We start from the raw sequence: 22,833 nt of genomic DNA, 5'->3' as shown, positions 1-22,833 counted from the left end.
CCACTATGGAAAATAAACAAGCTATTAAAATATTGACTGATATAATTGCACTTGATACAACTAATGATCATGAAAGTCAGATTGCCGATTATTTGACTGACCTATTTAAAGATTATCCTGTTAAAATTGATCGGGTTACTTATGCGCCAGGACGCGATAACTTGGTAATTACGCTTGGTGAAAGTGGACCAATGTTAGGCTTTTCAGGGCATGAAGATGTGGTTGATGCTGGCGACTTAGCTAATTGGCAAACGCCACCGTTTACACCCACTATTAAAGCTGGAAAATTATATGGCCGTGGTGCCAGTGACATGAAGTCCGGATTAGCCGCAATGGTTGTTAGTATGCTGGATTTATTAAATAGTGGTAAAAAATTACCTGGTCGGCTGCGTTTGCTAGCTTCAGTTGGTGAAGAAATTGGCGAATTTGGAGCTGCCCAACTGGTTAAAGCTGGGTATGCGGATGAGCTGGCTGGCTTAGTCATTGGCGAACCATCTAATTTTAATATTCGAGTAACTCATAAAGGAATTATTGATTATTATGTTACGTCGAAAGGGATTGGTGTGCACGCTTCGACACCAGAGTTAGGGCGCAATGCAATTATGCCGTTAGTAAAATTTGCTCAAGAAGCACAAACTTTAATGGCAAGTCATACTGAAAAAGATCCCGTTTTAGGAGGGTTAACTCATGTAATTAGTCAAATCCAGGGCGGTAATCAAATTAATTCGGTTCCAGATCAGGCCTGGCTTAGTGGTAATATTCGAACCACTCCACTTTATCCGAATCAGCAAATTATGACTGAGCTAGAACAGATTATTAGCGAATTGAATGCTCAAGGTGCGCAGTTAGCTATTCGGTACAGTTATCCGGAAGTGCCGCTGCCTAGTCAAGCAGATACTAAACTAGCTAAATTGGCACAGCGAGTAGTACGCAAAAGTCTTGGTCGCGGAGGTGAGCTAGTTGCTGGGACTGGCGCAACAGATGCTTCAGAATATATTCAGGCTTCGAATAACTTTCCGATTATTATCTTGGGACCAGCTGCTGGCGTGAGCGATCATCAGCCTAACGAATTCATTGCAATTGATGACTATTTGGCAGGATGCAAGTTATACCAAGATTTAGCATGGCAATTTTGGCAGGAAAATTTGAAAGTATAAAATACATCGGAGATATATAAGTTTTCTTAGTGACTGTACAATTCTAAATATTTGGTAAAACGTTTGTTGACCTTAGTATGTTTTGACGACGACTATGCTAAGTTAAATGAAAATAGGTCAATAAGGAGAAAAGCTGATGGTCAAGTATTGGGTAGTATTCAAAACCTTATTTAAACAAAAAATAAAGTCAACTTACAAAGTGTTTTGCTTACAATTATTTGCAACAATTGTATTTTCTCTTATGTTGAATTTTAATTATGATGCCAAAGAACGTCTGAATTTGTATCCCGATAGTTTTGAAACAGCATTTATTTTACTAGGCATTTTAGCCAATATGATTTATTTGGTATATAGTTGTCAGCAGAATGAGCGTTTTAATCGTGATCAGACCTGGCGCTTGCTACCAATTAATGATAGCAAACTGTATGTAATAAACACAGTTAGTTCAGGTAGTGCTTTTATCTGCTTTGACTTGTTGTTGGGAGTTGAATTGATTATCGCGTTATTTATTTTCTCTTTTTTTGATACTAGTATGAGAAAAATATTTTATAACTTTAATTATTCAATGACCCACTTGTCTGGAGTAGTGATTAATAAGTATGTTTTGACTGTGCTAGTCTTGTTATTAATCGGAATAGCGATTTATTTAACAGTTAGCTTTCTGAATTTTAGTAGTGTAGCGCTAATTGATTTTTGGCCAAATATGTCACATAGGTTGGTCAAGTGGACAGTTAGAATTATCTTACTTTTTGTTGTTAGTTGGCTAATCGTTTCTGGTTATAATATTTTGCGTCATGTTATCGTCAATATTGACCATGCTTTGTTCAATATCCCTTACCGATATTTGACGTATCCATTGCCAAAAATTAATTTAGCTGGTGATGCAGGAATATTTTTGTTATACGATACAATTTTACTTATGCTAAACTGGTGGTTAAACGATCATTATGTTGAAGCTAAGGCTGATAAATAACTTGTCTGAGCCGTTCCTTATCAAAAAGGAGCGGCTTTTTTATCGCCATAATATAGCTAAAAAGCATAGGTAAGCATTTATTATAGGTATTAGACAAAAAAGCGCTCCACTTGTAAGATTAACTCAATCAATCATAAAGGAGGAAAAATATGAAGCGAATCAAATTAAACAATGGTGTCTCTATGCCGCAGTTAGGCTTTGGCACTTTTCAAATTAATGACTTAATAGAATGTGAGGCTTGTGTGCTATCCGCGTTAAAAACTGGTTACCGAATGATCGATACTGCTGCCAATTATGGGAATGAAAGTGCCGTTGGCAAGGCGATTAAGCGTAGTTCAATTCCGCGTAATGAGCTTTTTATCTCATCTAAGGTTTGGCTAACTAAAGATGGTTATCAAGAAACACTTGCAGCTTTTGAGCAAACATTAAAAAATCTGCAAACAGATTATTTGGATCTTTACTTAATTCATATGCCTTATGGTGATTATCAGGGCAGTTGGCGGGCAATGAGCGAATTGTACCAAGCTGGCAAAATTAGAGCGATTGGTGTATGTAACTTTTTGCCAGATCGACTGGTTGATTTGATTTTAACTAGTGGGGTTATTCCAGCAGTGAATCAGATTGAATTGCATCCGTTTTGTCAGCAGCAAGATTTACGACAATTAATGGCTAAGTATCAGATTACGCCTATGGCTTGGGCCCCATTTGCGGAAGGTCAGAATCATTTATTTACCAATCCGATTTTAGTTAAGATTGGTGCTAAATATGGTAAAAGCGCCGCTCAAGTAGTCTTGAAATGGCTTGAACAGAGTGAGATTTCAGCTATTCCTAAGTCGGTGCATTTAGAACGTATGCAAGAAAACTTTGCGCTAGCAGACTTTAATCTGACTGAGGAAGATTTGGCGGCAATAACAGCGCTTGATAGTAAGCAGCCAGTAATTTTACAAGTTGATAGTGCCAAAGAAGCCTACCACTTGCATGAACTTTAGACTTAGCAAGACTAGCTGACTGGTAAGAGCAGTTTGAGTTCAGTTAAGAACTTTTGCGCGGCTGGAGAAAGAGTCAGTGCTTTAGACCAGATTAGACAAACTTGAGCGGTTTGGCGAGGAACTAAGGGAATGAAGACTAGATCGGTATCAACTGTATTAATAATGCCATCTAAACAGATTGCTGAGCCGACTCTAGCTTGGGCAAGTAGTGAAGCATTATATAGTAGGTTATAGGTGGCAACCACATTAAGTTTTTTGAAGCTACTACCAAGCCATTGATTGATGACCTCTAAACTGCTTTGTTGTTGCGGAACAATCATTCGCTGATTATGTAGGTCATCAACGTTAATTCCAGTTTGGTTGGCTAACGGATTATCTTTACGAGTTAAAACTCCCCAAGCGGTACTTCCTGGTAATACTAAAAAATTATAATCAGTTTTATTTATGGGTTCTACGGTAACTCCAAAGTCGAAAATACCATTTTGCATTTTTTCGTGGACTTCTCGGGCATCACAACTGTGCAGATTAACCGTAATTTTGGGAGCAGAATGCGTTAAATTAGCGATTGTTTGAGCAATTGTGCTCATCATGGGAATCTCGGCACAACCAAGAAAGACGCTACCACTAATTTCGTGTTCTTTATTGATGTTGGCGCTGGTCTTGTCGGCTAAGGCAATTAATTGTCTGGCTTGATTGGCTAGGTATTCGCCGGCACTAGTTAACTTAATACCGCGATGATTGCGCTCGAATAAGCTAACACCTAATTCGCTTTCTAGTTCATGAATTTGCCGTGAAATTGTCGGCTGAGAAATATGTAATTTATTGGCTGCATGGGAAATGCTTTGCTCGTTCACAATGGTTAAAAAATACCGTAAAACTCTTAATTCCATCAAACTTGCTCCTATTATGTTTGCATTAGTGGTACTAATCATAACATTTTTAAGTTAAAAAATAAGAAGGTAAAAAATGAAAAAATATCAAGATGAATATTATGAAGGTGAACGCCCACTCTTTGGACTAACAGATGCCCAAATTAGCAATACTACTTTTGGACCCGGAGAATCTCCCTTAAAAGAAGGGAGAAATTTGCAACTGACCGGAGATATTTTTAAGTGGAAATATCCGTTATGGTATTGCGATCAGGTTGAAGTTAAAAATACGCTTTGGGAAACGATGGCTCGCTCAGGTGTTTGGTACACTAATCATCTTAAAGTAACAGATTCTGTCTTGCAAGCTCCGAAAAATTTTCGGCGTTGCCAAGACCTTAAGTTAACCAACGTAACTTTAGCAGATGCAGAAGAAACCTGTTGGGATTGTCAGAGAGTGACTTTAGAAAATGTGCAAGCTACTGGCGATTATTTTGGGATGAACAGTAAACAAATTAAGGCCAATAATTTAAGAGTAGTTGGTAATTATGCTTTTGATGGAGCAAGTGACGTAGAGATTCACGATTCAGTTTTGATAACTAAAGATGCATTTTGGAATTGTCAAAACGTCACGATATCAGATTCAGTGATTAATGGCGAATATTTGGGGTGGAATACTAAAAATCTCACGCTGATTAACTGTACTATCGAAAGTGATCAGGGTCTGTGCTATGTTGAAAAGTTAACTATGAGAAATTGTCGTTTATTGCAAACAACTTTGTCATTTGAATATTCAACTGAGATCGATGCAGAGATAGCTTCGGAAATTACTAGTGTCAAAAATCCCATTAGTGGCGTAATTAAAGCAGAAAAAATTGGTACGCTCATTATGGATGATACCAAAATTGATCCTAGCAAGACTAAGATTATTACCCAGAAAGATTGAGTGCAAACTATGGAATATGATTTTACTACCATTATTCCGCGTAGACAGACTAACTCTGTTAAGTGGAATGTTGATGAAAATGAATTACCGATGTCTTTGGCAGATATGGACTTTGCTGTAGCTCCAGAAATAGTTACGGCGATGAAAGAAAAACTAGACTTGGGTGTTTTTGGTTATGAAATTGTCCCTGATACATATTATGAGGCACTCATTAATTGGTTCCAAGGGCAGCATCATACTAAGTTAGAGAAATCCTGGTTAATGTTTGTCAATGGTGTTATTCCGGCTTTATCATCGATTGTTCGCAGTGTCACTAATGTTGGCGACAGTATTTTGGTGCAAGCGCCAGTTTATGATATTTTTTATCATTCAATTGAAAATAATGGTCGTCATACTTTAACTAGCGATTTAGTTTATCAAAATTATCATTATGAAATTGATTGGACGGATTTAGCGGCTAAATTGGCGCAGCCACTAACAACCATGATGATTTTGTGTAATCCACATAATCCAGTGGGCAAAACTTGGACTAAGGCTGAGCTTGAGCGACTGGTTAAGTTATGCACGAAATATCATGTGAAGTTGGTTAGTGATGAAATTCATGGCGATTTAGTCTGGGGGCAAGAGGAATATATACCGCTAGCTGCATTGGCAAATTTGGCGGATAAAGAAGTTGTTAGCTTAACTTCGCCAAGTAAGGCTTTTAACGTGGCAGCACTACACGCGGCAACAGTGATTATTCCTAATGAAAATTTGCGTAATCAGATTAGTCGCGGGTTGAATAATGACGAACTAACTGAGCCTAACCTGCTGGCGATTCCTGGTAGTATCGCGGCTTATACTAAGGCTGACGAATGGCTCAATGGCTTGAAAAAGCAGCTGACGGCTAATTATTATTTAGCAGAGAAGTTTATCATGGCAAATATCCCAGAGGTCAAAATAACATCTGGGCAAGCTACCTACTTGATGTGGCTCGATGTGTCGGCTTATACCAATGATTCACAGGCTTTAGCAGACTTTATTCGTAGGAAAACCGGTCTGGTTGTAGCAGCTGGTGCTGTTTATCGAGGTAATGGTTCAAACTTTTTGCGGCTGAATTTTGCTTGTCCAAGTCAAATGTTGCTGGATGGTTTACAACGCTTGCAAGTAAGTTTAACAGAGTTTAAGAAGGAGAAAAATTATGGCAATTAAAGATAAAGTAGTAGTTATTACAGGGGCTTCTTCAGGAATTGGCGCGGTAACAGCACGCTTATTAGCCCAAAAGGGTGCCAAATTAGTTTTAGGTGCTAGACGAACTGATAAATTAGCAACCTTAGCTAGCGAAATTACGGATGCGGGTGGTCAAGCGATTTATCAAGTAACAGATGTCACCAATAAGGAAGATAATCTTAACTTGGTTGCTGCAGCTAAAGCAGCTTTTGGTCAAGTTGATGTGATATTTCTAAATGCCGGTTTAATGCCAAATTCGCCTTTGTCTGCGCTAAAAACTACTGAATGGGATCGTATTATTGACGTCAATCTTAAAGGAGTGCTAAATGGAATCGCAGCAGTCTTACCAGAATTTACTAAGCAAAAATCTGGCCATATTATTGCGACTTCTTCAGTAGCTGGTCTAAAAGCCTACACCAATGGTGCGGTATATGGCGCAACTAAATGGGGGCTAAAAGATTTGATGGAAGTTTTGCGAATGGAATCAGCACAGGAAGGTACCAATATTCGAACGGCGACAATTTATCCAGCGGCAATTAAGACTGAATTACTGGAGCAGATTACAGATGAAGCAACGGCTCGTGATATGGGGCAGACATACGACCAATATCAAATTAGTCCTGATCGCGTAGCTAATGTTGTAGCCTTTGCCATTGATCAGCCAGCAGATACTAATGTCAGTGAATTTACTATTGGACCAACTAAGCAGCCTTGGTAATCAGGAGTAGAAATAATGAATGTTTTAGTATTAACTTTTCACCCAAATTTAGCTCTTTCAAAAGTAAACCGACATTTATTTGATCAGGTCAAGCAAAGCAAGCTCCCTAATTTGCGGATTTATGATGAGTATCGTCTTTATCCAGATGAAAAGATTGTTGTTCAGCAAGAACAAGTAGCATTAGCTTGGGCTGATCGGATTGTTTTACAATTTCCATTTTATTGGTATAGTTGTCCACCGTTACTGAAAAAGTGGGAGGATCAGGTTTTAGAACATGGTTGGGCTTACGGTAGCGGTGGTAACAAGTTGCACGGTAAAGAATTATTACTGGCAATTTCTGCGGGAGCACCCAAAAGCAAGTATCAACATGATGGAGAGTTCGGGGTAACACTGCCGGAACTATTATTGCCATTTCGTAGTACTAGCAACTTAATTGGTACTAAATTTTTGTCTCTATTTATTGTTTATAATGCGATGGCAATCAGTGATACTGATTTGCAAGCAGCTGGAAAGGCTTATTGTCAATATTTGGCTGCACTTGGATTAGATAAATGACTCGTCGGCGAAAAATATTAATTAGCAGCGGATTGCTAATTTTATTGCTGATTTTTGGTGGACTTTGTTGGTATAAAGCGAAGCTACCTATTGAGAACCAGACCTATGTGTTGCAAGGCGATCGATTCACTAGTGTAGGTAAAATTGCTAATCGTGCTAAGTCAACACCAACAATTTATCTGCATGGTTGGGGTGCTAGTGGACGCTCAACTGCTGGGATGATTGCCTATGCCGTAAAACATGACCATGCACGTAAGGTTTTGACTGTTACCGTGCAAAAAAATGGCAAGATTCATTTACAAGGAAACTGGCCTAAGACGGTTAAGCGACCAATAATTCAGGTAGTCATGCAGGACAATAAAAATAGTGATTATTTTACTACTAGTAATTGGATTTATCATTTAATGTTGCTACTAAAGCAGAAGTATCACATTAAGCAATATAATACTGTCGCGCATTCGATGGGAAATCTAACGCTAGCGTATTATCAGGAACGATATGGTGTTAAGCAAAGTCTGCCTAAGCTAGTAAAACAAGTAAGTCTTGGTGGACACTTTGCTGGGATTATTGGGGTAGATGATCAAGTCAATCATAATTACTTGCAAAAAAACGGGTGTCCCAGACATCTTAACGATACCTATCGCTATTTATTACGCCATCGTGAAAATTTCCCTACTGATGTGCAAGTGTTAAATATTTATGGTAACAAGCAAGATGGCACTAATTCTGATGGTTCAGTCAGTGTCGTGTCGGCGCGTTCGCTGCGATATCTCTTACATGGAAAAACCCGCGAGTATGAGGAAGTAGAGATTAAGGGCGCAGACGGTCAGCATAGTAAGTTGCATGAAAATCCACATGTCAATCGGCGAATTGGTCAGTTTTTATGGCCAAAATAAAAAGCGAGAGTGCCTAGGGTACTCCCGCTTTTTGATGTGAGAAATATTTTATTTCCTTAATTGTTATATTATTTATAGGGCCAAGTTGCAAGTCGTATTTATGACTTTTTGCAAAACAATAAAATTGCTCTGCATATATTAAGCTGTTAAGCTGAAGCTAAATAATACTGTATCTTTAGTTTAGGAGGCTCTATGATGAAGAAAAAATGGTTGATTTTAGCAATTTTACCAGCTTTAGTATTGACTTTTACCAGTATAGGTTCGCTAGAAGATGTTCAAGCAGTCCCGGCACAAAGTTCACATTATTGGTGGAAGCCTAGGAAGATGATTACTACTAAAAAGCAAAGCTTATGGAAAATTAATGGTAGCGAGCCGCGTTATGAACAGCGATTAGTTCAAAAAAAGAACTTGAAAAAAGGTTCGATTGTAACTGTAGAGGCTCCGGCTAATTGGCCATGGGCATTTATTGGTAATATTCCTGGCATTGGTCAAGCGACTGAAGGACGTTATTTTTGGGTTAATAATAATGATTCAAATAAATGGTTAGCTAAGTATAATCAGAAAAATCTCAAAAAATACCATAAAAAAACTACTCATAAAAAAGTTGCAAAAAGTCATTAATGATTACAAGTGCAGTAGTTTAATTAGTCTTATACAAAAGCCATGCTTTAGAAACATGGCTTTTTGTTTACCTTATTTAAAATCGTGCTGAACAATCTCTGTAAATTCATCTAAACGTTTAGCAAAAGTTGTAAAGGCATCTTCAAGATAATCTGGCTTAGTCATATCAACTCCTGCATGCTGCATAATATCAGTTGGAGCAGCACTAGAACCGGCTTTAAGAAAATCTAGGTAGGCAGCGCGATCTTGATCAGTTCCATGGACCACCTTGTTGGCTAATGCGGTAGCTGCTGCAAAGCCAGTAGCGTACTGATAAACGTAAAAGTCATAATAAAAGTGCGGTATGCGGCTCCATTCTTTGGCGATTTCACCACCCGGTGCGACGCTATCGCCATAATAATGTTGATTCAATTGTCCATAAAACTTGTCTAATTTGTCTGCAGTTAATGGGTTGCCATTGGCATCTTGTTCATGAATATATTGTTCAAATTCAGCAAACTCAGTTTGTCTAAATAGCGTTCCTTTGAATGAATCGAGATAATAATTTAAGACAAAGGCACGGGTTTTGGGATCTGTGACGTGATCGAGCAAATATTCGGTTAGGATATTTTCATTAGTGGTTGAGGCAATCTCAGCAACAAAGATAGGATAGTCACCGTAGACATAAGGCTGGTTTTTGCGGGTATACATGCTGTGGACAGAATGGCCGGTTTCGTGGACAAGAGTGTAGAGAGAATCGATATTGTCAGTCCAGTTAAGCAATTCATAAGCGTCGGTATCATATGATCCACCTGAATATGCACCTGTAACTTTATTTTGCGACTCAACTACATCAATTACGCGATTATCAAAAATATAATCAACTTGTTTAAGATAGTCCTGTCCAAGTGGAGCCAGGGCTTTTTTGGCTGCTGTTTTTGCTTGAGTAAAAGTATAAGACAGCGCAGGTTTACCAGTCAAAGGTACATACATGTCCCACATTTGTAAATCTTTAAGCCCTAAGATTTGTTTGCGTAAGGCAACGTAACTGTGCAGTAAGTCCAAGTGGTTATTAACCTCTTGAATTAGGGTGTCGTATACGATAGTCGGCACGCCATTTTCATCTAGAGCTGCGTCACGAGCACTGTCGTAATGGTGAACTTGAGCAGTAAAATTGTGTGCTTTAACTACACCGCTTAGCGTTGAGGCGAGTGAATTTTCAAACTGACCATAAGTGGCATACATTGTTTCAAAAGCGCCGCGTCTAACTTGCCGATCTTGAGACTGAATTAAAGTATCATAAAGGCCATCAGATAATTGCACCATTTCGCCGTTCTCATTTTGAACGTAGCCATATTCTAAATCTGAATTAGTCAAGACGTTAAAAGTATTTTCAGAGACACCCATCGCATCACCGGTATCTGCGATTAACTTTTCCTCGTTTGCAGACAAGGTGTGCGGCCGCAGACGGGTAATTTGCTCTAGCCAATGGTCAAGCTGTTTTAATTTAGGTTCACTAGTTTTAAAATTAGTGAGTGTATCTGCCGGCAGCGCTAAGATAGCAGGTTTAATGAAAGAAGTAGCGGCTTCAAATTGGCTAATTAAAGTTTGGCTTTGGGCGACATAACCTAAATAATGAGCATTACTCGTATCAACATCGCTGGACATTGAAGCATAGACATAGAGCTTTTCTAATCTACGTTCAACAGTTAAAATTTTACTTAAGCTGGTAAATAAATTGGTAGCAGTTTGGGTAAATTCTGCCTGTAAACTAGTTAAGGTTTGTATTTCCTGTTTAACTATTGTATATTCATCTTCCCAGTCTTGGTCGGACTTGAAGACGCGGGTTAAATCCCACTTTAAGTTATCTTCAACTTGATCTCTTGTTGGAATGGTCATCAAAAATTCTCCTTATTAAATATTTACTTAATGTTAGCCATTATTTGCTTAAATGGTTAAAAAATAAGATATTATTAATTATATTCAGTAATATTTTAGTTTAAGTTCAAACATGTTACAAATATCATTGGATAATTGTGGAAGGAAATAGAAAAAGGAATGGATCAAAATTCTAAACGTAGAGAAGATTACCATAAAAAGTTTTCTACTACTAGTCTACATCGTAATCATATTTTTGCGGCGCCAGCACAGGCGTTAAAAAGTGGTATCTTGCTGCGAATTGTTGGAATTATCGGAATACTCTGTGTTTGTTTTGGGTTGGCTTTTGCAGCACATATGTATTTTGCGCTGCATACGGCCATTGATGGCAATGGCAATAATTCTGCAACCTCTGCGCGTATTGCTAATAAAGAGCCGATCTCGGTTTTGGTTTTGGGAGTAGACCAAGGGATGGAAGGTCGTCACGATAAGGGCAATTCGGATACTTTGATTTTAGCAACGGCAAACCCAGCAAAAAGTAAGGCAACCATGACTTCAATTCCCCGTGATACCTTGGTTAATATCCTAGGCGATCCGGGAGATAAATATGATATGTTTAGAGTCAATTCAGCTTATGGCATTGGCGGTAGCAAAGCATCAATGAAGACTGTTTCGGCTTTAGTCAATGTACCAATTCATTATTATGTGGAAGTTAATATGAAAGCGCTCAAGAATTTGGTTGATGCAGTCGGTGGGGTTGATGTTAAAGTGCCGTTTGATTTTTCATATGATTGGTGCGATTTCCATAAAGGTAAGCAACATTTGAATGGTCGACATGCTGTGGCTTATGTGCGTATGCGCCATGATGATCCCCGTGGTGATTATGGTCGGCAAATGCGGCAACGACAAGTCATTACAGCGGTTGTGCATCAAGCGATGTCAGTTAATACGATTGCCAATTATCGTAAGTTAGTCAAAATCTTTACTAAATATGTCAAAACCAATTTGACCTTTAATGACATGTTGGCATTAGCACTCAATTATCGCAGCTGTATGAATGACTTAGATAGTGGCTATTTGCAAGGTCATGATGCCTGGATTAACGGATCATCTATTCAGGTTGCGTCAACTGAAGCCTTACAAAAGACGTCAGATACAATGCGAAAAAATCTTGATTTAGAAACACAGACTTTAGATAATGATGAAACTAGACTTAATAAGTTAAACGAACAAAATAATAATATTAAGTGGAAGGATCCTGCACCGTTTACCAATTATCAGATTTACCGTTCGGCGGTAACGTCTGAAGCTGATGCGGATAATGCTAATCAAACAGGTAATAGTAATTCTGAAAATGGTAGAGGAATTTTTGGTAATTAAGCTTTTAAAAAGGGGCAGCTATGCAAAAACGAAGTTTTTTTCCGATGATTTATGGTCTAATATCAGCTTTAATAGCCTTTATTGCAGTGTTTTTTATTTGCTGGCGTAATTTTCATTGGAACTTAACATTAACAATTTTAATAGCGGGAATTTTTGCATTATGCTTTTTCTGTTTATCGTGGTTTCGCGGGCATGCGTCAGTTGAGATTAAGCGAATTGTTTACGAATACCACTTGTCAGATCAAGAATTAGCGAAGATTACGGGCATGAAAGCTAGCGACTTTCCAATTTATCATAATAAATTACAATTAATCTTGCCTAAACGCGAATGGCCACAGGTTTTAACGGCACTGCAACAATATGAAAGGCAGCGCAAGAATACAGAGTTATAACAGCAAAAAAGGACTGACCTTGATTTTTAAATCAAGGTCAGTCCTTTTTGCTTATTCTCCTTTGAAAGTGCCGGTTTCGACTTGCTTAATAAAGTCGGCTAGGTGTTTGTAATAGACGTCAGGATTATCTACCATATGATGATGACCACCATTTGGAGTGGTTACCAATCGGGAATTAGGAATTAGTTGCTGCATTGTTTTAGCAGTAGCGATTGGCATAGTTTCATTTTCGCCAAAGGTAATTAAAGTTGGAGCAGTAATCTTGTCTAGCTGATCTCTAAAGTGCCAGTCCTTTAACTTACCAGTAATTACAAATTCATTATCACCCTGAAAAGCATTGTAAACAGCTGAACCACCAATATCGCCTAGATGATAAAGTTTAGAAGGCTGCTTGCGATCAACGAAGTTGATGTTGAGAATTTGAACATCATCTTGGTAGCGTTGATTGTCATAATTATTGTTTGCTTCACATTCGTGCATAAAGTCGATTTCAGTTTGTGACAATACTTCTTGGCGGCGGCGATTAACCGAGGCAACGTATTCGTCAATTTCATCGACCATGGAAGAAATAATTGCGCCCTTAAGATGCTGACCATATTTAACCGCGTATTCTTGGACTAGGAGGCCACCCCAACTTTGACCGATAAGATAAATATTGTCTAAACCAAGTTTTGCACGCACTTCGTCTACTTCATCTAAGAAGTATTCGTAAGTTAGATATTTTTTGGCAATGGCCGGATCGTCGTAATCCGGTTGGTCAGAATAAAGTGAGCCAAGCTGGTCGTACATTGTAACTTGTACATTCAAGCCTTGTTTTTTTAGTTGTTCAGCAGTATCTTCCCAATATTCATGATTGCCGCCAGGACCACCATGCAGTGCTAATAAGTGGATGTCGCCATCACCTTGGGTATTAGTCCACAGATGATAGCCATTATCTAAAGTAATAATTTTAGTACCAGTTTTCATTGTTTGCTCCTTTTTAAACTATTAACTACTATTTTAGCTCATAGCGTGAAATAAAAATAGTTTTGTATTTTTTTGGTAAAAGTCAATCTTAAATATTATAATTTTGTTTGAGAATTAGATAGGCAGTATTACTATTGTAGGAGTAATTATGACAGGGGTCAGTCGTTAAAGTTACCTCTGCTTTGTACAATAAATGCATATAATTTTTTAGTCTACATAAAAAGAAAGAAAAGTAGCAAATAGAAGGACCATTAATGATTAAAACAAAGAATATAAATAAAAATACTTTATTGGAAGTCTATTCTAAGTCAGATGGTACAGAAGATTTCTTGTTAGGGTATCTAGTTGATGAATTTGAAGATTATTATATTTTTCAAGCAATCGATACGGATGGGTGTCTTGATAGTTATGTGTTATATAATAAACAGGATATCAAAGAAATAACAACTGATAACGATTATACTAAAGCTTTTCAATATTATGTTAATTATCAGAAACAAAATAATTCTTTTGATAATCTAAAACTACAGAATATTTATGATGTTGTACCTAAAACCAGTATATTAGAAATCCTTGAGTATTGTTGTAAAAATGGTCTTGTAATAACTGTTTACCAAGCTGAAGACGATTACTATGAAAAAGGAAAAGCTTTGTCAGTTGACGATGAAATTTTAATGATTGACCAGGAAAGTTATAATATAGACTTTGGGATTGAAGATAAGTCAAAGAATACACCAATTAAAATCAAAAATATTATGAGTATTGATATTATTAGTAAAGAAAATTTTCTTTATGGGCAGTATTTACATCAAAACTAGTTGTTTGTCATTAATGTTGCTAATTGCTTATTAAGCGGTTACTTGCTATAATTTTAGTATTACTATTTAAATTGTGAAATACTGGAGGAAATTTATGTCAGAACCAGAATGGTTACAAAATATGGATAAAGCTGAATACTTAAAAGAAGACTTTGCAGCCCAAGGTAATGGTCGCTATACGGTCGATGGATTGAACAAGGAAGATCCAGATTGGCTTGATAAGGCGGCAGAGAAGACTCACGCGGCTAGTGGCGATGATTATGTGAAACTCGATAGTGGCCTGATGACCGTTAATCAGCTCAATTGGATGTTGCGCAGTACAATTGGCGAACTAACATTTGTTGATGAAAATAATCAGTTCTTATGGTATAACCGTCCGGTTGATCCGAATGCCAAAATGAAGGCTAAGCGGGTTCCCGAACAAGTTGGCGATACTATGAAAGATATTCATCCAGATATTCGCGATGTTATCCCTAATGCTAAAAAGGTGGTGCACGCTTTACGGACTAAAGCAGATGGTCATGAAGCAGTTTATATGCCAGTACCAACTGGTAATTTAGAAGAACTGGTTTTGCATTATTATAAGCGAATGGAAGACGATGAAGGAAACTATGCTGGTATTTATGAATGGGTTCAAGATTTATACCCACTGGTTAAATACTTCTGTGAAACTACTGGACAAAAGTTGGTAGTTGATCCTGATGCTACAACTGGAGCAACTTATCGGCGTAATTCTGATCCAGATAGTTCAACAGGCGCTTCAACTAAGGCAGAACAAGTAAAAGAGGAAGCAAAGCCAGAACCAGATACTTCATCAGCCGCTTCAGAAAATTAAATAATCCTAAGCAGTAGTTAGATCTAGTCTAACTACTTTTTGTTATACTTGTTTATATAGATTCAATTATAAAAAAGTTGTTTTTATTCGAGGTGACAAGCTGATGAATTTTTATACACTGAAGTATATTGAGCAGAATCAAAATACTAATAAAACTATTCTGTATGTCTTGATTGCTGCAGCGGCACTAACTGTGTTTGTGTTTACGTTGTTATATTTGCGGCACCGTTTTGATACACGGTATCGTGATTTAGGAATTATCGCGTTATTATTTTTGTTAGTATTTGCTGGAACGCAATATGAAAAATATGTGCAAACTAATTTAGTTAAATCGCAATCAGTACAAATTGTGCCGTTTATTAAATCGATTGCTCGTGATCAAGGAGTGCCTAAATCTGATGTATTGGTCAATTCAACTACCTTAAAAGATGGCATTATTGTCCGGATTGATTCAAAGAATATTGATTATCAATTAAATCTTAATGATGATAATAATAGTTATACTTTGACTCAAGCCTATGTAATTGATCATAAAGTTAAGATTCAAAAGTAGGAGAATAGTATGAACTATACACAACTTTTTATTAAATTTGCACTTGGTGTTTTAACTCTAATTTTTCAGATTAATGTTTTTGGTAAAAGTAATTTGGCTCCTACTACCGCTTTGGATCAATTGCAAAATTATGTTCTCGGTGGCATTATCGGTGGGGTTATTTATAATGCCAATGTTTCGGTATTGCAATTTTTGCTAGTATTGGTAGTCTGGACTTTAGTAGTATTTATCCTGAAGTTTGCTCGTGAGCATAGTAACCTAGTACGTAAGGTAATTGATGGCGATCCAATTCAAGTAATTAAGAATGGCAAAGTTCTGGTTAGAAACTGTCTGTCTGCTGGGATTTCAGCCAATGAATTAATGTTTAAGTTGCGCAGTCAGGGGATTTATTCGGTTGAAAAGGTTAAGAACTGTATTTTTGAAAAGAATGGCCAGTTAACGGTTATTCGGAATGATGAGACTAATGTGCGGTTTCCGGTGATAAATGATGGTCAGGTCAACCAAGATGTACTGGAATTAATGCACAAGGATGAAGACTGGATTACGCAAGAAGTCAAAAAGGCCGGTTTTAATAATGTTAGCGATGTTTTTCTAGCTGACTTTAATGATGGGAAACTTTCCTTTACGGGATATCAAAAATAGAAAATAGGTATAAATGGAAAATTTAAAACAAGCTAAGCAGCTGATTGCTGATGCAGAAGTTGTTATTGTGACGGCTGGTAATGGGCTAGCGCAGATTGAAGGCCTAGATATTTTGGATAAAAAAGACTTCCAAAATAACTTTGCAACTGTGGTGCAAAAATATGGTGTAACAAGTGTGCAGGAGGCTTTAGAATATAAGTTCCCTTCTTGGCAAGAACAGTGGCTGGTATGGAGTCAACTAATTCAAGAATACACTCTGAATTATCAACCTAGTCAAGCAATGCAAGATTTGCACAATATAATAGGAAGAAAAAGGTATTTTATCGCGACAACAACTTTTGCAGATTTCTTTGAGCGAGCTGATTTTAATGGCAATCGTATTTTTAATGTAGCTGGCAACTGGACTGAAATGCAATGTTCGAGTGGCATTAATCATGGCTTACATGATGATCAGCAGGTGGTGCAAACTTTTATCCAAGCAGCAAAAAATCATGATTTGTCAGCAGAGTTAGTGCCTAAATGTGAAGTTTGCCAGCAGCCATTGGAACTGCATTTGCCACTTAATAATCATTTTTATCCAGAAAGTGATGCTAATAGTCGTTTTCGCTGGTTTCTAACTGGTAATGAAGATAAAAAGGTCACTGTTCTAGAATTAGGTGTTGATGAAGCTAGCTCTCAGTTGTTCACTCCACTGGTTAGTTTAGTTGAACAATTTCCTCAGTGGTCATATGTAGCAGCCGATTTTTCGCAAGATGAGTTACCCGAAGTGATTCAGGATCGCAGTGCAGCTGTTAATGCAGATAGTGCGACATTAATTAAAAGTTTAGCAGAAAAGTAGAGTAATAAAATGAGTATTACGATAACTAACGGTGTCCTGCAAGTGTCAGGTGCCCAAGATAAATTACGGGGTAAAGGGTGTGAACGACCAGAGTTTCTGTCCGATTATACTTTGCTAGATATTGAAACAACAGGCCTTAGTCCATATCGTGATCATGTGACTGAGCTAGGTGCAATTAAAGTTCGCGGCGGTGAAGTGGTTGATCAGTATAGTCAACTAGTCTATTATCCGTGGTTTAATCATGTACCGAGTGCGATTACCAAACTTAATGGGATTACGGAAGATCAGTTACTTGCTGAAGGTATTCCGGTAAAAACTGCTATGACTCAATTTCGCACTTTTATTGGTTCAGATATCATCATTGGCTATAATGTTAACTTTGACCTAAATTTTTTATATGACCTAACGCAAAAGTTTCATTTACCAGAATTAAATAATGATTATGTTGATGTTTTGCGCTTTGCTCGTAATTATTATCCGCGTCAGCGCAATCGTTTGCTTGATTGCATTCAGCGTGCTGGGATTGCTCAGACTGAGCAGCATCACGGTTTAGCTGATTCCCTTGATACCAAAAAGGTTTACGATGATTTTCGCTTGCATTTTACCCCTGATTTACTTGCTCAAACGAAGCAGCAGCTTAAGAATTTTGACTTATTGGCGGAAACTTTGACTAACGAGCAGATTGGTTTTCGTAATCCAGTTAAAAATAAAAAAATCACTTTTGCACCCAATCTAGCAATGGATAACTCAGAAGCTTGCAAAATGGTTAATAACTTGGGTGGTCAAGCACAACTTGAGTTAACAGCTGATACTGATTATTTGATTGTGGACGATCACACGTTTTTTGACAGAAATGATCCACTTAGAAAACAGGTGGAGAATTATCAGCAAACAGGTAGTAAAATTAAGCGGTTATCTGAAAAGTATTTTTTAAATATGCTTGATGAATGGGCTAGAAAGTAAACTAAGTGTCATTATAAAATGGCACTTTTTATTTGCCATCTTGCAAACTGAAGTTCGATTAGTTATACTTAATTGAGTTTAATTAAGGGGAGAATGCAATGGCGCGTAAGAAAAGAAGACGTAGCAAACGCAAAGATAATAGTAACTTCTGGTCAGTTGTAGTTATTATGATTGCGGCAATTTGGCTGATATCAACTAAAGGTGGCAGTGATCCTAACGGCAGTCATTTTCTAAAGCAATTTACAGGTCAAAGTTCTACTTCAAGCAAAATTGATCATGCTAAACCAGCAACAACAGCCTATGGCGGTTTGGCACAAAAAGATTATGATAAATTAGCTAAATTAGACTTTAAGAGTGGCGGGGATGCATACATTACAGTTAATGCGAATAAGTCCACTTTGATTAAAAATGCTTGGAAGGTCAATCGGGTGATCTATGCCGACTTAGATAGTCTGAATCGCACATCTCATTCAAATACTGCTTTTCTGGAGAAACGTAACGTTGCTAGCGGTGACTTAAGAGTACGGCAGTATGTGGAACCAACAGCTTGGCATTATAATCATCGTGGTAAGACGCAAGTATACAATCGGGGACATCTGATTGCTTATTCGGTATCGGCTGGGATTGATCAGAGTGGTAATTACAATCCTGATAATCAATCGGGTGATCAGAACAATCCCAAGAACTTGTTTACTCAGTCAGCTTTTGCTAATCAAAAAATTCAGACAGTCTTTGAAAGTAAAGTTAGGTCAGCTTTGCGTGCTAACAAGCGAGTGATTTATCAGGCAACACCAATTTTTCGAGGTCAGGAATTAATGGCACGCGGAATTAATTTGCAAGCTGTCGCAACTGATGGTAGTTTGGACTTTAACGTCTACCTGTTTAATGTTCAACCTGGCTTTGTGTTTAATTATCAAGATGGTCGCGCTAAAGTTAATCGAGAACTGCAAGTCAATGATAATGGTTAGTAGTAATAGTCAATACAAAAAAGTCTTGCGAAATGCAAGGCTTTTTATGTTGGAGCTTATTTAGATAAATGAGTGGCTGGATTGAGGTAAGTGTCACTACTTGATATTGTCTTACTAACGCTAATCTTTAAGAATAAAGTTGCTACCAATATTATTGACAAGTTAGCTATGACATAGTATTGTACTAAGTAAGTGATACAGCTTATAAATTATAATCGATTTGTGAGAGAAGGTGAGAATGATAGCAAGTTAGATTAGTAAGGAAAGAAACTACAAAGCAGTTTATTTTCTAAGAGTAGCAAAAATTATTAGTGCGTAATGACTAGTATTTCTGGTCATTATAATTTTTAAACAACAAATATACTTGCTGAAAGACTACTGCATGGCAGTAGTCTTTTGGTATGCAAGAAATAATTGGGTTTATGTTGGTGTTTACAAAAAGTGATTATTAGTTAATAATATTATTACCCGAATTTAAAATTGAAGTGCAACGTTAATTGTTAAACAAAAAGGTCATGAAGACCTAAACTTGAATTGTATCAAAAAGCAAGAAAGGAAAATCTTCATGACCAATTCAAATTCTAGCATGTCTAGCCGTTATCATCAATTAACCAGTGTGCAGCGTGGTCAAATTCAAGCGTTGCTTGATGCTGGCATCACTTCTCGTACAGTTATTGCCCAAGAGGTTGGTTGTCATAAGTCAACGATTAGCCGTGAAATCAAACGTGGCAGTGTACTTCAACGTGATCATAATTATTTTCTCTACAAGCATTACTATGCCGATACTGCCCAAATTTATCATGATCAAAAACGTTTAAATTGCTATAAACGCGATCCACTTAGGCATTTTTCAGTCTTCTTCAAAATGCTCTCAAGACGCTTTAAGACTAAGTTTGACGCAACCAGCATCGATGAATTCGTTGGTGAATTCAAACTGACTATGCCTGGCTATCCTTGTCCTAGTACCCCAACAGTCTATCGCTATATCGATCAAGGATTGCTCGATATAAGCAATATTGATCTACCAATGAAACTGAAGAGGCGTAGAAGCAAACGTCGTCACAATCATGGTGGACATGCGCTGCACAAGAAGCATCTAGGTGATTCGATTGAAGATCGTCCAGCAGAAGTGGAAGATCGAAAAACGCTGTTGCACTGGGAAGGTGACCTAGTTAAAGGTGTTAGGCGTAAGAATCAGCCGGCTTTAATGACCTTGACTGAACGTGTAACTCGTTTTGAAGTGGTTATCAAGATTCCAGATTACCGTGCTGCTACTTGCTTGAGGCTTCTCCAAGAAGAAATTGATAAACATCCAAGCTGGTACAAGACGATCACGTTTGATAATGGCTCAGAGTTTGCGGATATGGTTCAAATACAGCACTGCAAGATTTACTTTGCACATCCGTATTCGCCTTGGGAAAGAGGAACCAATGAAAACTGCAATGGTCTACTTAGACAGTTCTTTCCCAAAGGTCAAAGTATGCAAGATAAGACGGATGACTATGTTCAAAAAGCAACTAAAGCAATTAATCGTAAGCATCGTCGAATCCTCCATTACCAAACAGCAGAAAACCTATTCAAGCAATATATATCTTCATAGACCAATAACTGTTGCACTTAATTTGACAATTCAGGAATAATATTATTATATAATATTGGAGGAAAAGAATGAAAAAAATAAAATTTAATAATGAGAGTATCTGGTCACCGATTTTATTTACAATCGTAATAGAATTGGCGTTTGTCATAATTGCTATTCTTATTAATTTTCTAGCACCTAGTTTAGTTGCTACCGTAGTATATCGTTTGGCAAGGATAAGTAGGACCACGGCTGTATCTTTAATAAAAAGTTTGGCGCCGCCCTTTACAGTTTTGAGATATATTATTGCTGTCTGGTTTTTGCTTTGGTTAAATAAAAAGTGGTTGAAGGAGCCATTGGATTTTGGCAACTGGCGCTGGTCGCCTGAAGTCATTATAATTGGTCTTTTTGCTCTTTTAAGCGAAGTATATGGTATTACGACGACTAAGATTGGTTTTAACGCTACTGACTTGTCTAATCTATGTTTTACCTTTGGTCCAGCAATTTTTGAGGAACTTTGGTTTAGAGGTATTGTTTTAGTTGCATTAGTTAGGCGAATGAAGCAACAAAAATTGGGAGTTTTTTGGGCTTTGCTAATTACCTCTATTATTTTTGGTTTAGGGCATGTCATTTTGAATGATCAACCAAATCTTCAAGAACTTATGTTGCAAGTAATATCGGCTGCCGGAGGTGGCTTTCTTTATGGGGCGCTATATTTACGTAGTCAAAATTTGTTTTTACCAATGTTGCTACATTTTGCTAATGATTTTAACGCATGGTTTTTTAATACTTGTTGGGAAGATTTGTTACCATTGTCTGATGTCCAGTGTGTAGTTTTAGAATTGCTAGTCAATTTAATTTTAGGTATGGTCCTAATTTACAAATTTAAAACTAATGAAGAATTAGAGGTAGAATAATGGTGGCTAAACTGTTTAGTAGATTAACTACGCTTAGTTGGCTGATTACGATAGTGTTACTAATCGTTGCGGTAAAACAGCAAACTTTGTTTACGCAGCCAATCTTGACACATAATACACCACACGGCTTTTTAGGTTGGGCGTTGGTAATTTCAATTGGTCTGAGTGTTATCAATGCTTTTGTCAAGTTGACGTCCGATCCAAGAAAATAATAGCTATTTAATATACAAAAAAATCCAGTTCAGAGATTAGAATTTCTGAGCTGGATTTTTTGTATACAGAATTTTAGTAAACAAAGTAAGCTAGGGACTACTTAAAAGCTTCTATAATTCTTTAATTTAGTTAAACGATTGCACTAAAAATATTATCAATACTTGTCTTATGGTTCGGTTCAACTAATGATTGAATGACTATTATAAGTTTAGAAAGGATGAATTAGTATGTTGGAAAAGTTAAAAGAGGAAGTTTACCAAGCTAATATGCAATTGCCAAAACTAGATTTAGTGACTTTTACTTGGGGAAATGTGTCGGGAATTGATCGTGTCAGTGGCTTGTTTGTGATTAAACCATCAGGTGTTGCATACGAAGAACTGAAGCCGGCCGACTTGGTAGTGGTGAACTTAAAAGGTGAGGTTGTTGAAGGTGAACTTAATCCTTCCAGTGATACACCAACGCACACGGTTTTATATAACGAATTTCCCAAAATTGGTGGGATAGTTCACACGCATTCACCTTGGGCTGTCTCGTTTGCGGCTGCCAAAATGGATATTCCAGCGATGAACACGACTCATGCCGATACCTTTTATAATGCTATTCCAGCAGCGGATGCTTTAACCGAGGCAGAGATTACAGAAGATTATGAAGTTAATACTGGGAAGGCAATTGTTAGAACTTTTCAAGAGCGTGGTCTTAATTATGCAGCAACACCAGGAGCACTAGTTAGTCAACATGGGCCGTTTTGTTGGGGAGAAGATCCAGCAAAAGCAGTTTATAATGCTAAGGTTTTAGAAGTTGTAGCCCAAGAAGATTATCACACTTTGCAATTAACTAGGGCAGATAGTCAATTGCCCCAATATTTATTAGATAAGCATTATTATCGCAAGCATGGTCAGAATGCTTATTATGGGCAAAATAGTGCAGCATCAAAAGATCCTGCTAAACATAAGTAAGACTAGTAGTCAATTAAGTGCACTAA

25 protein-coding genes are annotated in these 22,833 nt (G+C 37.4%); 22 read left to right on the top strand and 3 right to left on the bottom strand.

Features of this window, described 5'->3' with window-relative positions:
* Positions 1-5: 5 nt before the first annotated feature.
* From OZX59_RS04645 to OZX59_RS04635, 3 genes are all read left to right on the top strand, one after another.
* Positions 6-1,157 carry an ArgE/DapE family deacylase gene (locus OZX59_RS04645; RefSeq protein WP_277124746.1) on the top strand — a complete coding sequence of 384 codons (1,152 nt, stop codon included), beginning with the start codon at positions 6-8 and terminating at the stop codon, positions 1,155-1,157.
* Positions 1,158-1,293: 136 nt separating this feature from the next.
* On the top strand, positions 1,294-2,130 hold the full coding sequence (locus OZX59_RS04640) for a hypothetical protein (protein ID WP_277124744.1): 837 nt from the start codon (positions 1,294-1,296) through the stop codon (positions 2,128-2,130).
* A 149-nt stretch (positions 2,131-2,279) separates the two neighbouring features.
* A complete protein-coding gene (locus OZX59_RS04635; protein WP_277124742.1) occupies positions 2,280-3,119 on the top strand; it encodes an aldo/keto reductase in 840 nt (279 codons plus the stop codon).
* Positions 3,120-3,130: 11 nt separating this feature from the next.
* On the opposite strand, the gene OZX59_RS04630 is transcribed toward OZX59_RS04635, so the two are convergent.
* Positions 3,131-4,009, bottom strand: coding sequence for a LysR family transcriptional regulator (locus OZX59_RS04630; RefSeq protein ID WP_277124740.1), 879 nt, complete (start codon positions 4,007-4,009; stop codon positions 3,131-3,133).
* 76 nt (positions 4,010-4,085) lie between these two features.
* On the opposite strand from OZX59_RS04630, the gene OZX59_RS04625 reads away from it, so the two are divergent.
* The 6 genes from OZX59_RS04625 (at position 4,086) to OZX59_RS04600 (ending at position 8,930) form a co-directional block, all read left to right on the top strand.
* Positions 4,086-4,931 (top strand): DUF3737 family protein, encoded by an 846-nt coding sequence (locus OZX59_RS04625; RefSeq protein WP_277124738.1) that lies wholly within the window; start codon positions 4,086-4,088, stop codon positions 4,929-4,931.
* Positions 4,932-4,940: 9 nt separating this feature from the next.
* Positions 4,941-6,122: a MalY/PatB family protein gene (locus OZX59_RS04620; RefSeq protein ID WP_277126988.1), complete on the top strand. Its 1,182-nt coding sequence runs from the start codon at positions 4,941-4,943 to the stop codon at positions 6,120-6,122.
* Entirely contained in the window at positions 6,112-6,858 is a 747-nt protein-coding gene (locus OZX59_RS04615) for an SDR family oxidoreductase (protein WP_277124736.1), read from the top strand. The genes OZX59_RS04620 and OZX59_RS04615 overlap by 11 nt, the downstream gene beginning before the upstream one ends.
* 15 nt (positions 6,859-6,873) lie before the next feature.
* Positions 6,874-7,413, top strand: coding sequence for an NAD(P)H-dependent oxidoreductase (locus tag OZX59_RS04610; protein ID WP_277124735.1), 540 nt, complete (start codon positions 6,874-6,876; stop codon positions 7,411-7,413).
* Complete coding sequence (locus OZX59_RS04605; protein ID WP_277124733.1) at positions 7,410-8,309, top strand: alpha/beta hydrolase; 900 nt, start codon at positions 7,410-7,412, stop codon at positions 8,307-8,309. The genes OZX59_RS04610 and OZX59_RS04605 overlap by 4 nt, the downstream gene beginning before the upstream one ends.
* Positions 8,310-8,501: 192 nt before the next feature.
* The gene (locus tag OZX59_RS04600) at positions 8,502-8,930 is read left to right on the top strand and encodes a hypothetical protein (protein WP_277124732.1); all 429 of its coding nucleotides are present in this window, start codon (positions 8,502-8,504) and stop codon (positions 8,928-8,930) included.
* 72 nt (positions 8,931-9,002) lie between these two features.
* On the opposite strand, the gene pepF is transcribed toward OZX59_RS04600, so the two are convergent.
* A complete protein-coding gene (pepF, locus tag OZX59_RS04595) occupies positions 9,003-10,808 on the bottom strand; it encodes an oligoendopeptidase F (protein ID WP_277126965.1) in 1,806 nt (601 codons plus the stop codon).
* 159 nt (positions 10,809-10,967) lie between these two features.
* Here pepF and OZX59_RS04590 point away from each other — a divergent pair, with 159 nt between their 5' ends.
* Both OZX59_RS04590 and OZX59_RS04585 read left to right on the top strand, forming a co-directional pair.
* On the top strand, positions 10,968-12,167 hold the full coding sequence (locus OZX59_RS04590) for an LCP family protein (RefSeq protein WP_277126964.1): 1,200 nt from the start codon (positions 10,968-10,970) through the stop codon (positions 12,165-12,167).
* A 20-nt stretch (positions 12,168-12,187) separates the two neighbouring features.
* Positions 12,188-12,559 (top strand): hypothetical protein, encoded by a 372-nt coding sequence (locus tag OZX59_RS04585; protein WP_277126963.1) that lies wholly within the window; start codon positions 12,188-12,190, stop codon positions 12,557-12,559.
* Positions 12,560-12,610: 51 nt separating this feature from the next.
* On the opposite strand, the gene OZX59_RS04580 is transcribed toward OZX59_RS04585, so the two are convergent.
* Positions 12,611-13,525 (bottom strand): proline-specific peptidase family protein, encoded by a 915-nt coding sequence (locus OZX59_RS04580; protein WP_277126962.1) that lies wholly within the window; start codon positions 13,523-13,525, stop codon positions 12,611-12,613.
* 254 nt (positions 13,526-13,779) lie between these two features.
* Here OZX59_RS04580 and OZX59_RS04575 point away from each other — a divergent pair, with 254 nt between their 5' ends.
* From OZX59_RS04575 to OZX59_RS04525, 11 genes are all read left to right on the top strand, one after another.
* Positions 13,780-14,343 (top strand): hypothetical protein, encoded by a 564-nt coding sequence (locus tag OZX59_RS04575; RefSeq protein ID WP_277126961.1) that lies wholly within the window; start codon positions 13,780-13,782, stop codon positions 14,341-14,343.
* Between the two features lie 94 nt (positions 14,344-14,437).
* Entirely contained in the window at positions 14,438-15,178 is a 741-nt protein-coding gene (locus tag OZX59_RS04570) for a PAS domain-containing protein (RefSeq protein ID WP_277126960.1), read from the top strand.
* A gap of 103 nt (positions 15,179-15,281) precedes the next feature.
* Complete coding sequence (locus OZX59_RS04565; protein WP_277126959.1) at positions 15,282-15,731, top strand: DUF3290 domain-containing protein; 450 nt, start codon at positions 15,282-15,284, stop codon at positions 15,729-15,731.
* Positions 15,732-15,740: 9 nt separating this feature from the next.
* On the top strand, positions 15,741-16,373 hold the full coding sequence (locus tag OZX59_RS04560; protein ID WP_277126958.1) for a DUF421 domain-containing protein: 633 nt from the start codon (positions 15,741-15,743) through the stop codon (positions 16,371-16,373).
* Between the two features lie 13 nt (positions 16,374-16,386).
* On the top strand, positions 16,387-17,211 hold the full coding sequence (locus OZX59_RS04555; RefSeq protein WP_277126957.1) for a Sir2 family NAD-dependent protein deacetylase: 825 nt from the start codon (positions 16,387-16,389) through the stop codon (positions 17,209-17,211).
* A 9-nt stretch (positions 17,212-17,220) separates the two neighbouring features.
* A complete protein-coding gene (locus OZX59_RS04550; RefSeq protein ID WP_277126956.1) occupies positions 17,221-18,174 on the top strand; it encodes an exonuclease domain-containing protein in 954 nt (317 codons plus the stop codon).
* Between the two features lie 98 nt (positions 18,175-18,272).
* The gene (locus OZX59_RS04545) at positions 18,273-19,142 is read left to right on the top strand and encodes a DNA/RNA non-specific endonuclease (protein WP_277126955.1); all 870 of its coding nucleotides are present in this window, start codon (positions 18,273-18,275) and stop codon (positions 19,140-19,142) included.
* 565 nt (positions 19,143-19,707) lie between these two features.
* Positions 19,708-20,742: an IS30 family transposase gene (locus OZX59_RS04540; protein WP_277126954.1), complete on the top strand. Its 1,035-nt coding sequence runs from the start codon at positions 19,708-19,710 to the stop codon at positions 20,740-20,742.
* A 68-nt stretch (positions 20,743-20,810) separates the two neighbouring features.
* On the top strand, positions 20,811-21,638 hold the full coding sequence (locus OZX59_RS04535; RefSeq protein ID WP_277126953.1) for a type II CAAX endopeptidase family protein: 828 nt from the start codon (positions 20,811-20,813) through the stop codon (positions 21,636-21,638).
* A complete protein-coding gene (locus OZX59_RS04530; protein ID WP_277126952.1) occupies positions 21,638-21,850 on the top strand; it encodes a hypothetical protein in 213 nt (70 codons plus the stop codon). The genes OZX59_RS04535 and OZX59_RS04530 overlap by 1 nt, the downstream gene beginning before the upstream one ends.
* A 228-nt stretch (positions 21,851-22,078) precedes the next feature.
* The gene (locus OZX59_RS04525; protein WP_277126951.1) at positions 22,079-22,807 is read left to right on the top strand and encodes an L-ribulose-5-phosphate 4-epimerase; all 729 of its coding nucleotides are present in this window, start codon (positions 22,079-22,081) and stop codon (positions 22,805-22,807) included.
* Positions 22,808-22,833 lie beyond the last annotated feature (26 nt).

Source organism: Lactobacillus sp. ESL0681, assembly GCF_029392835.1.
In the GTDB taxonomy this organism is placed as follows: domain Bacteria; phylum Bacillota; class Bacilli; order Lactobacillales; family Lactobacillaceae; genus Lactobacillus.
The sequence above is the reverse complement of the archived record's forward strand: the minus strand, read 5'-3'. Positions and strand labels throughout refer to the sequence as shown.

Coding starts and splice junctions, on each gene's coding strand:
- OZX59_RS04640 (WP_277124744.1), top strand. CDS start 1,294: ATGGTCAAGTATTGGGTAGTATTCAAAACCTTATTTAAACAAAAAATA.
- OZX59_RS04570 (WP_277126960.1), top strand. CDS start 14,438: ATGTCAGAACCAGAATGGTTACAAAATATGGATAAAGCTGAATACTTA.
- OZX59_RS04535 (WP_277126953.1), top strand. CDS start 20,811: ATGAAAAAAATAAAATTTAATAATGAGAGTATCTGGTCACCGATTTTA.
- OZX59_RS04620 (WP_277126988.1), top strand. CDS start 4,941: ATGGAATATGATTTTACTACCATTATTCCGCGTAGACAGACTAACTCT.
- OZX59_RS04560 (WP_277126958.1), top strand. CDS start 15,741: ATGAACTATACACAACTTTTTATTAAATTTGCACTTGGTGTTTTAACT.
- OZX59_RS04605 (WP_277124733.1), top strand. CDS start 7,410: ATGACTCGTCGGCGAAAAATATTAATTAGCAGCGGATTGCTAATTTTA.
- OZX59_RS04580 (WP_277126962.1), bottom strand. CDS start 13,525: ATGAAAACTGGTACTAAAATTATTACTTTAGATAATGGCTATCATCTG.
- OZX59_RS04525 (WP_277126951.1), top strand. CDS start 22,079: ATGTTGGAAAAGTTAAAAGAGGAAGTTTACCAAGCTAATATGCAATTG.
- OZX59_RS04615 (WP_277124736.1), top strand. CDS start 6,112: ATGGCAATTAAAGATAAAGTAGTAGTTATTACAGGGGCTTCTTCAGGA.
- pepF (WP_277126965.1), bottom strand. CDS start 10,808: ATGACCATTCCAACAAGAGATCAAGTTGAAGATAACTTAAAGTGGGAT.
- OZX59_RS04530 (WP_277126952.1), top strand. CDS start 21,638: ATGGTGGCTAAACTGTTTAGTAGATTAACTACGCTTAGTTGGCTGATT.
- OZX59_RS04610 (WP_277124735.1), top strand. CDS start 6,874: ATGAATGTTTTAGTATTAACTTTTCACCCAAATTTAGCTCTTTCAAAA.
- OZX59_RS04630 (WP_277124740.1), bottom strand. CDS start 4,009: ATGGAATTAAGAGTTTTACGGTATTTTTTAACCATTGTGAACGAGCAA.
- OZX59_RS04590 (WP_277126964.1), top strand. CDS start 10,968: ATGGATCAAAATTCTAAACGTAGAGAAGATTACCATAAAAAGTTTTCT.
- OZX59_RS04600 (WP_277124732.1), top strand. CDS start 8,502: ATGATGAAGAAAAAATGGTTGATTTTAGCAATTTTACCAGCTTTAGTA.
- OZX59_RS04575 (WP_277126961.1), top strand. CDS start 13,780: ATGATTAAAACAAAGAATATAAATAAAAATACTTTATTGGAAGTCTAT.
- OZX59_RS04545 (WP_277126955.1), top strand. CDS start 18,273: ATGGCGCGTAAGAAAAGAAGACGTAGCAAACGCAAAGATAATAGTAAC.
- OZX59_RS04565 (WP_277126959.1), top strand. CDS start 15,282: ATGAATTTTTATACACTGAAGTATATTGAGCAGAATCAAAATACTAAT.
- OZX59_RS04550 (WP_277126956.1), top strand. CDS start 17,221: ATGAGTATTACGATAACTAACGGTGTCCTGCAAGTGTCAGGTGCCCAA.
- OZX59_RS04540 (WP_277126954.1), top strand. CDS start 19,708: ATGACCAATTCAAATTCTAGCATGTCTAGCCGTTATCATCAATTAACC.
- OZX59_RS04585 (WP_277126963.1), top strand. CDS start 12,188: ATGCAAAAACGAAGTTTTTTTCCGATGATTTATGGTCTAATATCAGCT.
- OZX59_RS04625 (WP_277124738.1), top strand. CDS start 4,086: ATGAAAAAATATCAAGATGAATATTATGAAGGTGAACGCCCACTCTTT.
- OZX59_RS04645 (WP_277124746.1), top strand. CDS start 6: ATGGAAAATAAACAAGCTATTAAAATATTGACTGATATAATTGCACTT.
- OZX59_RS04555 (WP_277126957.1), top strand. CDS start 16,387: ATGGAAAATTTAAAACAAGCTAAGCAGCTGATTGCTGATGCAGAAGTT.
- OZX59_RS04635 (WP_277124742.1), top strand. CDS start 2,280: ATGAAGCGAATCAAATTAAACAATGGTGTCTCTATGCCGCAGTTAGGC.